The organism is Phytohabitans sp. LZ39, from assembly GCF_059359075.1.
Genome location: NZ_JCADBM010000001.1, coordinates 192,226 through 206,419 on the forward strand (window position 1 = coordinate 192,226; position 14,194 = coordinate 206,419).

The following is a 14,194-nucleotide window of genomic DNA, read 5'->3' on the forward strand; positions in this document are numbered from 1 at the left end:
AGAGACGGATGGCGAAGGGCGACCGCGGAGCTCCAGCCCGCGGCAAGGAGGTTGCCGGCGAACCAGCGCCGGATTTCGTCCAGTTACTCACCCCGGACGGGGAGCGGATCGAAAAGTCCGTCGGCGCCGACGGCGTGGAGTACACGGTCGACTTCACCGACGAGGAGTACCGGGGCCTCTACCGGGACCTGGTGGTGATCCGCCGCCTCGACGCCGAAGCCACCGCCCTCCAACGCCAGGGTGAGCTGGGCATCTGGGCCAGCCTGCTGGGGCAGGAGGCGGCGCAGGTGGGCTCCGGGCGGGCCCTGCGGCCGCAGGACATGGCCTTCCCCACCTACCGCGAGCACGGCGTGCTCTACTGCCGGGGCATCGACCCGATCATGCCGCTCAGCCTCTTCCGCGGCGTCGACCAGGGCGCGTGGGATCCGATCGAGTTCAAGGTCAACATGTACACGATCGTGATCGGCGCTCAGACGCTGCACGCGACCGGATACGCCATGGGCATCACCAAGGACGGCAAGGTCGGCGGCGACGACGGCGAGGCCGTGATCTGCTACTTCGGCGACGGCGCCGCCTCGCAGGGCGACGTCAACGAGGCGTTCATCTGGGCCAGCGTGTTCCACTCGCCGATCGTCTTCTTCTGCCAAAACAACCAGTACGCGATCTCCGAGCCGATCGAAAAGCAGACCCGCATCCCCCTCTACCGGCGGGCGGACGGCTTTGGCTTCCCCGGCCTGCGGGTCGACGGCAACGACGTGCTCGCCACGTACGCGGTGACCCGGGCCGCGCTCGACAGCGCCCGCCACGGGCAGGGGCCCACCCTGATCGAGGCGTACACGTACCGGATGGGCGCACACACCACCACCGACGACCCGACGCGCTACCGCGTGGCCAGCGAGGTCGAGGAGTGGGCGGCCAAAGACCCGATCGCCCGCGTACGCGCGTTCGTGGAAAAGCAGCAGATCGCCGACGCCGACTTCATCGCCGAGGTCGACGAGCAGGCCAAGCAGGAGGCCCTTCATCTGCGCGAGCGGGTGCTCGCCATGCCTGATCCGCACCCGCTGACCCTCTTCGACCACGCCTATCCCAACGGCTCACCCCTGGTGGACGCCCAGCGGGAGCGGCTCGCCGAGTACCTGGACTCGTTCGAGGGGAGTGCGCACTGATGGCCGAAAAGCTCACCATCGGCAAGGCGCTCAACGCCGGTCTCCGCCGCGCCTTGGAGCAAGACCCCAAGGTGCTCATCATGGGCGAAGACGTGGGCAAGCTGGGCGGCGTCTTCCGCATCACCGACGGCCTGCAAAAAGACTTCGGCGAGGACCGGGTCATCGACACCCCGCTGGCCGAGTCGGGCATTATCGGCACCGCCATCGGCCTCGCGATACGCGGCTACCGCCCGGTGTGCGAGATCCAGTTTGACGGCTTCGTCTACCCGGCGTACGACCAGATCGTCTCCCAGGTCGCGAAGATGCACTACCGGTCGCAGGGCAAGGTCAAGGTGCCCATGGTGATCCGCATACCGTTCGGCGGGGGCATCGGCGCGGTCGAGCACCACTCCGAGTCGCCCGAGGCGTACTTCTCGCACACCGCCGGCCTCAAGGTGGTGGCGTGCAGCTCGCCGCAGGATGCGTACACGATGATCCAGCAGGCCATCGCCTCCGACGACCCGATCGTGTTCTTCGAGCCCAAGCGGCGCTATCACGAAAAGGGTGACGTCGACACGGAGGCCACCTACCCGCTGCACGCCTCGCGGCGGCTGCGCCCCGGCACCGACGCGACGGTGCTGGCCTACGGCCCGATGGTGCGCACCGTCCTCGACGCGGCGACCGCCGCGGCCGAGGATGGCCGCGATCTGGAGGTCTTCGACCTGCGCACGCTGTCGCCGCTCGACCTCGAGCCGGTCTACGAGTCGGTGCGCCGCACCGGCCGATGCGTGGTCGTGCACGAGGCGCCCAGCAACGTGGGGCTCGGCGCCGAGATCGCCGCCCGGATCACCGAGGAGTGCTTCTACTCCCTGGAGGCGCCGGTGCTGCGGGTGACCGGCTTCGACACGCCCTATCCGGCCGCGCGGCTGGAGGAGGACTTCCTGCCCGACCTCGACCGGGTGCTCGACGCCGTCGACCGCACCTTCGGCTGGTGAGCGGGATGTCGCGGATCAAGGAGTTTCCCCTCCCCGACCTCGGCGAGGGCCTTGTCGAGGGCGAGATCCTCAAGTGGCTCGTGGCCGTGGGCGACACCATCGAGCTCAACCAGCCGATCGTCGAGGTCGAGACCGCCAAGGCCGCGGTCGAGATCCCGGCCAAGTGGGCCGGCAAGGTCCACGCGATCCACCAGGCAGAGGGCACGACAGTCGAGGTCGGCACCCCGATCATCTCGATCGACACCGACCCGGACGCCGGCGAGCCGCCGGCCGAGCCCGAGCGCACCCCGGTCCTGGTGGGTTACGGCCCGCGGACGGCCGCGGCGTCGCGTCGCCCCCGAAAAGCAAATGGGAGTACCGCCGCGGTCTCCCCGCCTCCGGTAGAGGTAGCTCCCGCTCCCCCGCCGCCTCCGCCGGTCGAGGAGGCGCCAGCGCCTCCGGCGCGGGCCCTCGCCAAGCCGCCGGTACGCAAGCTCGCCCGAGACCTCGGCGTCGACCTCGCCGGCCTGACCGGCACCGGCCCGCAGGGCTCGATCACGCGCGACGACGTGCAGGCGGCGGTGTCGGCTCCCGCGGCCGCGCCGGCCTTCTCGTCCGAGCGTGAGCAGCGCATCCCGGTCAAGGGCGTGCGAAAGCTCACCGCGGAAAACATGGTCTCGTCGGCGTTCAGCGCGCCGCACGTCACCGAGTTCCTGACGATCGACATGACCCGGTCGATCAAGGCGCTCGACCGGCTGCGCACGCTGCCGGAGTGGCGCGATGTGCGCATTTCCCCACTGCTGGTGGTCGCCAAGGCGGTCCTGCTGGCGATCGGCCGCCACCCCATCGTCAACTCGACGTGGGCCGGCGACGAGATCGTCGTCAAGCAGTACGTCAACCTGGGCATCGCCGCCGCCACCGACCGCGGCCTCATCGTGCCCAACATCAAGGACGCCGGGCGGCTGTCGCTGCGCGAGCTCGCCGACGCGATGACCGAGCTGGTGCAGACCGCCAAGTCGGGGCGCACCTCGCCGGCCGACATGTCCGGCGGCACCTTCACCATCACCAACGTCGGCATCTTCGGCGTCGACACCGGCACGCCGATCCTGCCGCCTGGTGAGTCGGCGATTCTGGCGCTCGGCATGGTGAAGGAGGCGCCCTGGGTGCACAAGGGCAAGATCCGTGTGCGCCAGGTCACGACGCTCGGCCTCTCGTTCGACCACCGGGTCATCGACGGCGAGCAAGGGTCCAAGTTCCTCCGCGATGTAGGCGCTTTCCTCACCGATCCGGAGGCCACACTCCTGGCTTGGTCTTAGTTTGTTCGGCGGGTGGCCGACCTCACCTAATAATCGTTGGCCGCCCACCCCTCCCTCGCGCTTCAATAGACGAGAGCACAGGGGGAGGGAATGCCATGAAGATGATCGACCGCTACCGCAGCCGCCGGGAGGCCTCGCGCCGCGCTCGCGCCATCGAGCGCGCGCTCAGCCAGGCCAACTCGCCTGCCGTGCGCGACGAGATCCGCATCATCGCGCAGCGTCACTACGGGTAGTTTCGCTACTCAGATCGACGGCCCGTCCGGTTTCACCGGGCGGGTCGTTGGCATGTGTGCCGGCCTCTACGGGCATTTACAGGTCCTGAGACCGGGATTCCTCATGGCTGCGAGCGCCCGGTACGGTTGGCGGGGTCGCCGCCACTGACCACGCACCCGCCGTCATCGATCGACCACCGTTTGACAGCGCAGCGTGCGAAGGGCCGGCGATTTGCACGGCCGGCCCAGCCGGACCTCCCGCGCGGAGGCGGCTCGGCCGAGATGCGATGGAGGAGGCGCAACATGACGTCCGAGGGCCCGCAGCACCCCGGCCACGAGCCGGACGACGCTGCGCGGGGCGCCAGCGGACCCGCGCCCCAGGCGGCGCACGACAGCGAGTGGGGTGCCGCCCCACCGTGGGACGCACCACCGCCCGGCGGTGCCGAGCCGGCTCCGCCCGCACCTACCTTCCCCGCTGGCTGGTCTCCCCAGCCCGACGCATACCCGCCGCCGGCCGCTTACCCGCCCCCGCCAGCCGCATACCCGCCACCACCCGGTCCGGGTGGCACCTCGGGTTCGGCGTCGGTGCCACAGGGTGGCGCTTACGGCAGCGCCCGCCCGCAGGGCGCCGCCTCCGTCCCGCAGGGCTCCGCGTCCGTGCCGCAGGGTTCGGCCTCGGTGCCGCAGGGTTCCGCCTCCGTGCCGCCGGGCTCCCACTCGGTGCCGCCCCCGGCTGCCGAGCCGGTGGGGCTGCCACCCGAGGCATGGGCACCAGCTGGCTCCTGGCCGCCGGCCCCGACCGCGCCGCCCGCGACCTTCCCGCCGCCGGTCCCGCCCGGCACACCACCGCCGGCTTCCGCCCCGGTCCATGGCGATGATCGTGGCTTCCCGCCCGGATACCAGCCGGGCCTCGGCTTCCCCCCGCCTGACCTGCCGCCCCCTGGCTCACCACCTGAGCCCCTCGCCGCGCGGGGCGACCTGCCCAAGCGCGAGCCCGGTCGCTACGAGCCGCTAGAGCCGATGCCCCGCGACGCGGCATTCGGCCCGGCGGGCGGTCCACCTCGTGAAGGCTTCGGCCCCGCAGGCGATCGTGAAGGCTTCGGCCCCGCCGGCGGTGGGGTTTACGGGCAGGGCGGTCGCGAAGGCTTCGGTCAGGCCGACCGCGGGGAAGGCTTCGGCGCCAACCCAGGCCAACGCGACGACGGCGGCTTCGCCGGTCCAGGCCAGCGCGACGACGGCGGCTTCGAGCCAGGTCCAGGCCCGCGCGACAGCGGCGGCTTCGGTGCCGGCCCAGGCCAACGCGACGACGGCGGCTTCGCCGGTCCAGGCCAGCGCGACGACGGCGGCTTCGAGCCAGGTCCAGGCCCGCGCGGCAGCGGCGGCTTCGGTACCGCGTGGCCGGACGCCTTCGACTCCGGCCGCTCCGGGCGCGCCGAGCCACCAAGCCGCTACGAGGCCCTGGGACACCCCGACGGTGGCCCGGCCGAGCCCGACCGGTCCTTCGACGCCGGTCCGCCCAGCCGCGCCGACTTCGGCGGCCGCGACTCAGACGGATCGGAGCCCGGCTCGTTCGGCCCCAGTGCCGGTGGTGGCGGTCGCTTCCCCGAGGGCGGCGTCGACTTCGGCGGCCGCGCCGGCAACGGCTTCCGGCCCGGCGATTTCGAGCCCGCCCGCGACGATGCCGGCAGCTTCGAGCCAGGCCGCCCCGACGCTGGCGGCGGCTTCGAACCGACCCGCCACGACGCCGGCGGCTTCGACCACGGCCGTCATGACGCTGGCGGCTTCGAACCGACCCGCCACGACGCTGGCGGCTTCGACTCCACCCGTCATGAGCCAGCCGGCTTCGAGTCCGGCCGTCATGACGGCGGGTTCGAGCCGGGCCATCGCGAGCCGGGTGGCTTCGAGCCCGGGCGGCCGGAGCCGGGTGGCTTCGAGCCTGGTCGTCCCGAAGCGGGTGGCTTTGAAAACAGCCGCCATGACGCGGGCGGCTTCGAGCCTCGGCGCCATGAGCCCGCCGCCTTTGAGCCGGGCCGCCACGACGCCGGCGGCTACGAGCCCAGGCGCCACGACGCCGGCGGCTTCGAGCCCGGTCGGCAGGACGCCGGCGGCTTCGAGCCCGGGCATCCCGATGCCGGCGGCTACGAGCCGGGCGGTCGCGAGCCTGGCCGACCGGCGCCAGGCGGCTTCGAGCCGGGGCACTACGAAGGCGGCGGCTTCGAGTCGAGCCGCCCAGCTGGCCGCGGCTTCGAATCCGGCCGGCCGGGTAGCGGCGGCTACGAACCAGCACGCCCCGACAGTGGCGCCTACGAACCAGCACGCCCCGACAGCGGCGGCTACGAGCCGGCGCGCGCCGAAGCGGGTGGCTACGACCAGCCCCGCTTCGCTGCCGGTCACCGCCAGCCGGAGCGTGAAGACACACCGCCACCGCGGCCCTTCGAGGGTCAGGAGGTGCGGGTACCGGGCGCCAACCTCGGCACGCCTCCGCCGGATGAGCCGAGTAGTGGCCGTGGGCTGTTCAGTGTGGACGACGACGCGCCGCCCGCGCGTGCGTCGGCGCCCCGGCCCAGTGGCGCCGCGTCGGTGCCGGGTGCTGGTCCCTTTGGCTCCAATGGCCACGAGTTCGGCCAGCCGCATCCGGATGCCGCGCCGCCGGTGCCGCAGCCGCGTACGCCCGGTGTCGAGCCCAAGCCGGTGTCGGCTAGTGCCTCGGTGCCCGTCGCCAGCCGGGTCACGCCGCCTACCGAGCAGCCGGTGCCGCCGCAGGTGTCGACGCCTCAGCCGCGTGTTTACGGCCGGCCGGCGCCGGTTGACCCGGACGATGCGCCGCCACCGCCGCCTCCCGCGCCCCGCCAGGGCAGCGTGTCGGCCAGCGCGCGCGTCGCCCCGCCGCCGTCCAGCGCTCCGCCGGGACCGCCCGGTTCGCCGGCCGCGCCGTACTCCGAGCCCACCGGTGTCTTTTCGGGCGGCTCGCCATACGGCGACGGCCACCCTGGCAGCCCGGTCGGACCTGGCAGCCCGGTCGGGCCCGGCAGTCCGGTTGGCATCGGCAGCCCGGTCGGTCCGCCGCCGGGCAGCCCTGCCGGCCCGATGGGGCCCAACCAGCCACCGCAGGGGTTCGGCGGCCCGCCTGGCCCTGCGACGTTCCCACCTTCGACCTACCCGCCGCCACCAGGCGGCTTCCCGCCACCGCAGGGCCAGCCCGGAGGGTTCGACCCGCGCCAAGGGCCGCCTCAGGGGCCACCTGGGGGCTTCGACCCGCACCAGGGGCCACCCGGCGGTGGATTCGGGCCACACCAGGGGCCACCTGGAGGGTTCGAACCACCCCACCAAGGGCCACCCGGGGGCGGCTTCGGGCCGCACCAAGGGCCGCCCGGAGGCTTCGAGCCACCGCACGGTCCACCAGGTGGTTACGGATCCCAGGACCCGCCCGGCCCCCACGGTGCGTTCCAGCCGCCGCAGGGGCCGCCGCACGGCACGGCCACCTTCCCAGCCGCCGGCTTCCCGCCGGGGGCACCCCAAGGCGGCGCCTGGGTTGGGCCGCAAGACAACGAGCAGGACCGCTTCAATTCGTTCCAGCCGGACCGGACGGCGGCCACGGAGGCACCTGCCAAGCCTGAGGGAGACGCGCCGCCGAAGGAGCGCAACCTGCGCGTCTTCGTGCTGGTGGTGGTCGCCGCGGCACTGCTGGTGATCGTCCCGTTGGGCTTCGTGTGGCTCCTCACGCTGCGCGGCTCCGACGGCGCCTTCAGCCCGGACGTCGGCACCTGCGTCAAGCAGTCCGGCACCACCGGCGCGGTCGCGGCGCAGTGCGACGAGGCCAATGCGTTCACGGTGGTGTCCAAGGAGGACACCGCGGACAAGTGCGCCGACAAGAGTCAACCGCACATCGTGCTCGCCGGCGACGGTGGCAAGGACGAGGTGCTCTGCCTCAAGCCGGCGGCCAGTGGCTGACAGCACGAGAGCCGAAGGGCCATTGGCTGACAACACGAGAGCCGACCAGCCACTGGCTGACCGCGCGAAAGCCGACCAGCCACTGGCTGACCGCGCGAAAGCCGAACGGCCAGTGGCGGAGCGTCCGTCCCCCACCGGCCGGCACGCCCGGGTGAGGGCACCCGAGCTGCGCGGGCGGGGCTGGCTCAACACCGGGGGAAGGCAGCTCAAGCTCGCCGACCTGCGCGGCAAGATCGTGCTGCTCGACTTCTGGACGTTCTGCTGCATCAACTGCCTGCACGTCCTCGACGAGCTGCGCCCCCTCGAAGAGACGTACGGCGACGTGCTCGTGGTCATCGGCGTGCACTCGCCGAAGTTCGAGCACGAGCGGGACGCCGACGCGCTCGCCGCCGCCGTCGAGCGGTACGGCGTGGCTCACCCGGTCCTCGACGATCCGGAGCTGGAGACCTGGCAGCAGTACGCGGCCAAGGCCTGGCCAACCCTCTCCGTCGTCGACCCGGAGGGGTACGTCGTCGCCTCGATGGCGGGCGAGGGGCACGCCGAAGGGCTGAGCCGCCTGTTCGACGAGCTTGTCGCGACCCACGAGGCCAAGGGCACGCTGCACCGGGGCGACGGGCCGTACGTGCCGCCGGCCGACCCGGCCACCACCCTCCGCTTCCCCGGCAAGGCGCTCGTGCTGCCCAGCGGCAACCTGCTCGTCTCCGACTCGGCGCACCATTCGCTGGTGGAGCTGGCGCCCGACGGTGAGACGGTCGTGCGGCGGATCGGTTCGGGACAGCGCGGGCGGGCCGACGGCGGGCCGGAGGCAGCGGCCTTCTCGGAGCCGCAGGGCGTGTGCCTGCTCCCCGAGCACGAGGCCGGCATCGCCGGATACGACGTCGTGGTCGCCGACACCGTCAACCACCTGCTCCGCGGCCTGCGGCTGGAGACCGGCGAGGTCACCACGATCGCCGGCAGCGGAAATCCTTGGCGTTCCACTGTGGACGACCATGCGCACGACGCGCTCGCCGCCAACCTATCCTCGCCGTGGGACGTCGCCTGGTACGACGACCGGGTGATCGTCGCGATGGCCGGCATCCACCAGCTGTGGTGGTTCGACCCGGTCAAGCGCACCACCGGCATGTACGCGGGCACGACCGTCGAGGCGCTCCGCGACGGCCCGATCCCGGATGTGTGGCTCGCGCAGCCCTCCGGCCTTTCCGCGGAGGCGCGGGGGACGACGCTGTGGCTCGCCGACAGTGAGACCTCGGCCCTCCGCTACATCCGCGACGGTGTGCTGCACACCGCGGTCGGCCAGGGACTCTTCGACTTCGGCCACATGGACGGGCCGGCGAGCCAGGCGCTGATGCAGCACCCGCTCGGCGTGTGCGCCCTGCCGGACGGCTCGGTGCTGGTGGCCGACACCTACAACGGCGCCGTCCGCCGCTACGACCCCGCCACCGACGCGGTGTCCACTGTGGCCAGTGACCTGGCCGAGCCGAGCGACGTGGTGCTGGCGGCCGACGGCGGCGTGCTCGTCGTCGAGTCGGGAGCCCACCGGATCGTGCGGCTGGCGCCCGGCGCGATCCCGCAGGCGGCGACGGTGGCCGGTGCCCGCCATCGCACCGAGCGCCCACCGACCGACCTCACCCCCGGCGAGGTGCGGCTCGACGTGGTTTTCACACCGGCGCCGGGGCAAAAGCTGGACGAGTCGTTCGGCCCGTCGACGCGCTTGGAGGTGTCGGCGTCTCCACCCGAGCTGCTGCTCGACGGCGCCGGCACGACCACCGAGCTCTCCCGCCGGCTCGTGCTCAACCCCGCCGTAAAAGACGGCGTGCTCCAGGTGATGGCGCAGGCCGCGACCTGCGACGCCGAGGCCGAGCACGCCGCCTGCCACCTCACCCGCCAGGACTGGGGTGTGCCGATCAACGTCACCGCGGAAGGCACCGCACGCCTACCGCTCGTCCTCAGAGGACTTGACGAAGGCGCCTAGCGAGACGCCCGCCCCTTCCAAAGAAGAACGCACCCCACGAGCGAGCGCGACCGCACCGGGCGTGTCGCCGTGTACGCAGATCGACTCCACCGGCAGGCGCAGCTCCACCCCGTCGACCGTGCGCACCCTCGACTCCACCGCCATCCGCACCGCCCGCGCGGCCACCTCGTCCGGCGACTCCACCAGCGCGCCGGGCGACGATCGGGGCACGAGCGCGCCGCTCGCCTGGTATCCCCGGTCGGCGAAGCCCTCCGCCACCGCCCGCAGCCCCGCACCGGTCGCGAGCTGGGCGAGCACCGAGCCGGGCGGGCAGAGCACCGGCAGCGAGCTGTCGTAGTCGACCACCGCGGCCACCACCGCCGCCGCCTGCGCCTCGTCGACGGCCGCCGTGTTGTAGAGGGCGCCGTGCGGCTTCACGTATCGCACGCGGATGCCCGCCACCCGGCAGAAGCCGTCCAGCGCCCCGATCTGGTAGAGCACGTCGTCGCGCAGGTCGGCGAAGGTGTACTCGATCCGCCGCCGGCCGAAGCCGGCAAGGTCGCGGTAGCCGACCTGCGCGCCCACCGCGACGTCCCGCTCCGCCGCGGCCGCGCACACGCGCCGCATCGTGCCCGGGTCGCCGGCGTGGAAGCCGCACGCCACGTTTGCCGAGGTGACCACGTCGAGCAGCGCGTCGTCGTCGCCGAGGCGCCAGGCGCCGAAACCCTCGCCCAGGTCAGCGTTGAGGTCCATGGAAGGTCACGGTAGTACCGGGCACCGCCTGCGCGAGCGGCGTTACGTCTTCGATCACCCCGATCACCGGGTATCCGCCGGTGGTGGGGTGATCCGCCAAGAAGATCAGCGGTTGGCCGCTCGCCGGCACCTGTACCGCCCCGAGCACGATGCCCTCACTCGGCAGCTCCTCGACCACCGCGCGGGTCAGGGCGACGCCGGTGAGTCGCGCGCCGACGCGGTTGCTGACCGGACTCACCGTGTACACCGTGCCGAGCAGCGCCGCCACCGCCTCGTCCGTGAACCAGTCGGCTCGCGGTCCCAGCGCGATGCGGAGCGCCAGCGCCGTCGGCGGCGGTCGCCACGGCACGAAGTCCACAGTGGACGGCTCGGCGGCCGGCCCGAGCGGGAGCGCGTCGCCGTCGCGAAGGGGTGGCGGCCCCAGCCCGGAGAGCGTGTCGGTCGACCGGCTCCCGAGCACCGGCTCCACCTCGATGCCACCGCCGACGGCCAGGTACGAGCGGACGCCGTGCACCGCGCGACCGACCGTGACCACGCCGCCGGCCGGCACCGGCACGGGCAGCCCGAAGCCAGCCGGCCGCCCGGCCACCAAAAACGGCGCGCAGGCACCGGTCAGCGCCACAGTCCCGGCGGACGGCAGCCGCAGCGAACACCCGCCCGCCGTCACCTCCAGCCCCGCCGCGCCTGCGGGGTTGCCGACCAGGCGGTTGGCCAGCCGCAACGCCGGCGCGTCGAGCGCACCGGCGCGTGGCACACCGAGATGGGCGAAGCCGGGGCGGCCCAGATCCTGCACCGTCGTGAGCGGACCCGCCCGCAGCACCTCGATCACGCGGCGACCAGCCGCACGCGCGTGCCGGGCGCCAGCAGGGCCGGTGGATCCCGGTGTATGTCGAACAGCTCGGCGTCGGTGTGACCGATCAACCGCCACCCACCTGGCGAGGCGGTGGGATAGATGCCCGCGTACTCCCCGGCCAGGGCCACCGAGCCGGCGGGCACGCGAGGCCGCGGGGTGTCGAGGCGGCGTACCGACCACGGCAGCCCGGTCAGGTATGCGAACCCGGGTGCGAAGCCGCAGAACGCCACCCGCAGCTCTGTGCCGGCGATGCGTTTCACCGCCTCCGCAACTGGCACGTGCCACTCGGCTGCTACCGCGGCGAGGTCTTCTCCCTCGTACCAGACGGTGATTGTGACGAGCGGGCCCGGCGCGGTGCTGGCGGCCGGCGGCGGCGCCCAACTGGCGACCAGGCCGGCCGTTTCTTCGGGGTCGGCCAGGCCGTCGAGGAGGACGGTGCGCGCGGCCGGGACGATCTCGGCGGCGGCCAGCTCGCCCCGCTCGCGGCGGCGCCACAGCTCGGCCCGCCACGCCTCCACCTCGGCGCCGTCCGCGCACTCGAGCAGCAGGGCGGCGGAGCCGGCGCGGCGGGTGTGCATGACGTCATCGTGCCCGATGTCTCAGGTCTACTTGCAAGTAACCTACGGTGTCGTAACCTGGATGCCGTGACGACTGACGCACCTGTCCGGCTTCGCCCGGTCGACGTGGGCAAGCCGCGGATGCGCGGTTGGCTGCACGCGTACGCGTTCTTCGTGGCCGCGGTCTGCGGCGTCGTGCTCTGCTCGCTGGCCGCCACGCGTCCCGGCACCGCGCCACTGGTGACCTGCGTGATCTACAGCCTCACGGTGTGCGGGCTCTTCGGCACGAGCGCCCTCTACCACCGCCGCGTGTGGACGCCGCGCGGCTTCCAGATCATGCGGCGCCTCGACCACTCCATGATCTTCATCTTCATCGCGGGCACATACACGCCGTTCTGCGCGCTCCTGCTCCCGCAAAAGCCCGCGACGATCCTGCTCGCGATCGTGTGGATCGGCGCCGTGGGTGGCGTGGTGCTCAAGCTTTTCTGGCCGCACGCGCCGCGCTGGGCGTCCGCGCCGCTCTACATCGGGCTGGGCTGGGTCGCGATCGCGGTGCTGCCCGACATCGGGCGGCGCGGCGGCACCGCCGCGCTGGTCCTACTGATCGTGGGCGGCGTGGCGTACACGGTCGGCGCCGTGTTTTACGCGCTACGCCGCCCCAATCCGTGGCCGACGGTCTTCGGCCACCACGAGTTCTTTCATGCCTGCACGCTGGTGGCCGCGCTGTGCCACCACATCGCGATCTACTTCGCGATCTACTCGTAGAGCCGGCCGCTCGGGCGGCGCACCTCGCGGCGTTCCTCGATCCGCTCGGTCTGCGCCGGCACGACCCGCTCGGTTACGGTCGGCTGGACGATAGTGCGGCGGCGGTTCTGCCAAAACCAGAGAGTGAGCACGAGTCCGGCGAAGCCGGCGATCATGAGCACCCAACCGACGACGTTGATGTCGAGCCAACCGAGGTTGGCCTCGACCGCGAACGCGAGGATCGCGCCCAAGGCGATGAGGAAAATGCTTCCACCGATACCCATAAGCCTTGCTTACCCAGGTGTTTCGTCCCTCAATCAGGCAAGCTGTGACACATGACGGAACGCACCATCGTGCTGTTGCGCCACGCCAAGGCCGAGCGCCCCGCGGGCACCGCCGACATCGACCGGCCACTCACGGCACGTGGCCACGCCGACGCCGCCGCGGTCGGGGCCTGGCTCCACCGCCGTGACCTGCTGCCGGCCGAGGTCATCTGCTCGCCGTCGAAGAGGACCCGCCAGACCTGGCACGGGGTCGCCCTGGCACTCGGCGGTTCCGGGCCCGAGGTCCGTTACGAGCCGATGGTGTACGGGGGGACCGCGCGCGACCTGCTCGATCTCATCCGAGGGGCGGCCGGCGACGCGGGCACTGTGCTGGTCATCGGGCACAATCCGACGATCTCCGACCTCTCCGGCCTGCTCGACCCGGTCGCCATGCGTGACTCCGACGGCCTGCGGACCAGCGGCCTGGCGGTGCACCGCTTCGAGGGCGCGTGGGCCGACATCGAGCCAGGCAAGGCGGCGCTCGCGGACACGCACACGGCTCGGGGCTAACCCGACGGCGACGGTGGCGGTGGGGCGTCCGGCGGGATCGGGGGCTGCGAGCCACCGTCACCCGTCTGGTGTGAGAGCCGGTTTTCCTCGACCCACGAGCGGACGACGCGCCGCCGCCGGTCCTGCCAATACCAGAGGGTCACGAGGATCACGGCTACGCCGGCGAGGATGAGCACGATGCCGACCGTGTCGATGTCGATCCACCATGGATCCAACCGGATCGCGAACGCCAGCATGGCGCCCAGCGCGATCAGGAAAATCCCGCCGCTGATGCCCATCCGACCATTACAGCGTCCGATTGGCCGGGAAGGTCAGAAACCAACCAAAATCGAGAATTGAGCTACCGCGACGTCCGCCGTGGTCCAGACCGTTGCTCCCGCGGCCTCACCCGTCCGCTGTTGGTCGCGCCCACCCTCGCGTTTGGTCGCGGTCGACCCCCTTGCCGCCCGGCGATGCGCGGCCCGCGGTGTTTGTCCACAATGCCTATTGCCGACCCACGCGATGGGAGAACCGAAAACGTCGCAGTGAGTAACCGCCGTCGCCGGTGCCTGCGGCCGAAGATTCGAGATCTTGGAGAGTTAGGGCGCTATTTCAACCTTAACTCTCCAAGATCTGGAAGTTTCTCAGCCGAGCCTGCTGACGCTGCGTCACAGACAGTGGCCGGCGGCCGGCCCGCCATGTAGCGCCGTGGACCCTTGCCGGTCCCGTCACCCCGTGCGCCCCGAAATGTCCAGGCCAGCACCTTGATCAACTTACGGTAAGGGCATTGGTCCGGACCGTTGCTCCCGCAGCCTCACCCGCCCGCTGTTGGTCGCGCGGTTTGGGCTTGACCCGCGGACCCGGCAGCGGAGGCCGGGGATTTCGGCTCGCTCCAGCGAGCCGCCGGCCTCCGCGGTCTCCGGCGG

At 72.2% G+C, this 14,194-nt stretch carries 15 protein-coding genes; 8 read left to right on the forward strand and 7 right to left on the reverse strand.

The window, feature by feature from the left end:
- The first annotated feature begins 8 nt into the window (after positions 1-8).
- The 4 genes from pdhA (at position 9) to AC5L36_RS00895 (ending at position 3,668) form a co-directional block, all read left to right on the forward strand.
- A complete protein-coding gene (pdhA, locus tag AC5L36_RS00880; RefSeq protein ID WP_441216113.1) occupies positions 9-1,166 on the forward strand; it encodes a pyruvate dehydrogenase (acetyl-transferring) E1 component subunit alpha in 1,158 nt (385 codons plus the stop codon).
- The gene (locus AC5L36_RS00885) at positions 1,163-2,140 is read left to right on the forward strand and encodes an alpha-ketoacid dehydrogenase subunit beta (RefSeq protein WP_441216329.1); all 978 of its coding nucleotides are present in this window, start codon (positions 1,163-1,165) and stop codon (positions 2,138-2,140) included. Before pdhA ends, AC5L36_RS00885 begins: the two co-directional genes overlap by 4 nt.
- 5 nt (positions 2,141-2,145) lie before the next feature.
- Positions 2,146-3,435, forward strand: a complete 1,290-nt coding sequence (locus tag AC5L36_RS00890; protein WP_441216327.1) for a dihydrolipoamide acetyltransferase family protein — start codon at positions 2,146-2,148, stop codon at positions 3,433-3,435.
- Positions 3,436-3,530: 95 nt separating this feature from the next.
- The gene (locus AC5L36_RS00895) at positions 3,531-3,668 is read left to right on the forward strand and encodes a hypothetical protein (RefSeq protein WP_441216112.1); all 138 of its coding nucleotides are present in this window, start codon (positions 3,531-3,533) and stop codon (positions 3,666-3,668) included.
- Between the two features lie 990 nt (positions 3,669-4,658).
- Here AC5L36_RS00895 and AC5L36_RS00900 read toward each other — a convergent pair.
- Both AC5L36_RS00900 and AC5L36_RS00905 read right to left on the reverse strand, forming a co-directional pair.
- Positions 4,659-5,114 (reverse strand): hypothetical protein, encoded by a 456-nt coding sequence (locus tag AC5L36_RS00900; RefSeq protein ID WP_441216111.1) that lies wholly within the window; start codon positions 5,112-5,114, stop codon positions 4,659-4,661.
- A 78-nt stretch (positions 5,115-5,192) separates the two neighbouring features.
- Positions 5,193-6,041 (reverse strand): hypothetical protein, encoded by an 849-nt coding sequence (locus AC5L36_RS00905; RefSeq protein WP_441216110.1) that lies wholly within the window; start codon positions 6,039-6,041, stop codon positions 5,193-5,195.
- A 1,263-nt stretch (positions 6,042-7,304) separates the two neighbouring features.
- Between AC5L36_RS00905 and AC5L36_RS00910 the strand changes: the two genes are divergently transcribed.
- Positions 7,305-7,598 (forward strand): LppU/SCO3897 family protein, encoded by a 294-nt coding sequence (locus tag AC5L36_RS00910; protein WP_441216109.1) that lies wholly within the window; start codon positions 7,305-7,307, stop codon positions 7,596-7,598.
- 112 nt (positions 7,599-7,710) lie between these two features.
- Positions 7,711-9,570: an NHL domain-containing thioredoxin family protein gene (locus AC5L36_RS00915; protein ID WP_441216108.1), complete on the forward strand. Its 1,860-nt coding sequence runs from the start codon at positions 7,711-7,713 to the stop codon at positions 9,568-9,570.
- Here the strand turns inward: AC5L36_RS00915 and AC5L36_RS00920 are convergent.
- The 3 genes from AC5L36_RS00920 to AC5L36_RS00930 are packed head-to-tail and all read right to left on the reverse strand — an operon-like array spanning position 9,532 to position 11,733.
- Positions 9,532-10,302 carry a LamB/YcsF family protein gene (locus AC5L36_RS00920; protein WP_441216107.1) on the reverse strand — a complete coding sequence of 257 codons (771 nt, stop codon included), beginning with the start codon at positions 10,300-10,302 and terminating at the stop codon, positions 9,532-9,534. The two genes, AC5L36_RS00915 and AC5L36_RS00920, sit on opposite strands and share 39 nt — an antisense overlap.
- Positions 10,286-11,230 carry a 5-oxoprolinase subunit C family protein gene (locus tag AC5L36_RS00925; RefSeq protein ID WP_441216106.1) on the reverse strand — a complete coding sequence of 315 codons (945 nt, stop codon included), beginning with the start codon at positions 11,228-11,230 and terminating at the stop codon, positions 10,286-10,288. The genes AC5L36_RS00920 and AC5L36_RS00925 overlap by 17 nt, the downstream gene beginning before the upstream one ends.
- Positions 11,128-11,733, reverse strand: a complete 606-nt coding sequence (locus AC5L36_RS00930) for a 5-oxoprolinase subunit B family protein (RefSeq protein ID WP_441216105.1) — start codon at positions 11,731-11,733, stop codon at positions 11,128-11,130. Before AC5L36_RS00930 ends, AC5L36_RS00925 begins: the two co-directional genes overlap by 103 nt.
- A gap of 66 nt (positions 11,734-11,799) precedes the next feature.
- Here AC5L36_RS00930 and trhA point away from each other — a divergent pair, with 66 nt between their 5' ends.
- A complete protein-coding gene (gene trhA, locus AC5L36_RS00935; protein WP_441216104.1) occupies positions 11,800-12,477 on the forward strand; it encodes a PAQR family membrane homeostasis protein TrhA in 678 nt (225 codons plus the stop codon).
- Here trhA and AC5L36_RS00940 read toward each other — a convergent pair.
- Entirely contained in the window at positions 12,468-12,740 is a 273-nt protein-coding gene (locus AC5L36_RS00940; RefSeq protein ID WP_441216103.1) for a DUF6458 family protein, read from the reverse strand. The genes trhA and AC5L36_RS00940 overlap by 10 nt on opposite strands.
- A gap of 51 nt (positions 12,741-12,791) precedes the next feature.
- On the opposite strand from AC5L36_RS00940, the gene AC5L36_RS00945 reads away from it, so the two are divergent.
- Complete coding sequence (locus AC5L36_RS00945; protein ID WP_441216102.1) at positions 12,792-13,289, forward strand: SixA phosphatase family protein; 498 nt, start codon at positions 12,792-12,794, stop codon at positions 13,287-13,289.
- On the opposite strand, the gene AC5L36_RS00950 is transcribed toward AC5L36_RS00945, so the two are convergent.
- Positions 13,286-13,567: a DUF6458 family protein gene (locus AC5L36_RS00950; RefSeq protein ID WP_441216101.1), complete on the reverse strand. Its 282-nt coding sequence runs from the start codon at positions 13,565-13,567 to the stop codon at positions 13,286-13,288. The genes AC5L36_RS00945 and AC5L36_RS00950 overlap by 4 nt on opposite strands.
- Positions 13,568-14,194 lie beyond the last annotated feature (627 nt).

Coding starts and splice junctions, on each gene's coding strand:
- pdhA (WP_441216113.1), top strand. CDS start 9: ATGGCGAAGGGCGACCGCGGAGCTCCAGCCCGCGGCAAGGAGGTTGCC.
- AC5L36_RS00890 (WP_441216327.1), top strand. CDS start 2,146: ATGTCGCGGATCAAGGAGTTTCCCCTCCCCGACCTCGGCGAGGGCCTT.
- AC5L36_RS00895 (WP_441216112.1), top strand. CDS start 3,531: ATGAAGATGATCGACCGCTACCGCAGCCGCCGGGAGGCCTCGCGCCGC.
- AC5L36_RS00920 (WP_441216107.1), bottom strand. CDS start 10,302: ATGGACCTCAACGCTGACCTGGGCGAGGGTTTCGGCGCCTGGCGCCTC.
- AC5L36_RS00930 (WP_441216105.1), bottom strand. CDS start 11,733: ATGCACACCCGCCGCGCCGGCTCCGCCGCCCTGCTGCTCGAGTGCGCG.
- AC5L36_RS00940 (WP_441216103.1), bottom strand. CDS start 12,740: ATGGGTATCGGTGGAAGCATTTTCCTCATCGCCTTGGGCGCGATCCTC.
- AC5L36_RS00945 (WP_441216102.1), top strand. CDS start 12,792: ATGACGGAACGCACCATCGTGCTGTTGCGCCACGCCAAGGCCGAGCGC.
- AC5L36_RS00950 (WP_441216101.1), bottom strand. CDS start 13,567: ATGGGCATCAGCGGCGGGATTTTCCTGATCGCGCTGGGCGCCATGCTG.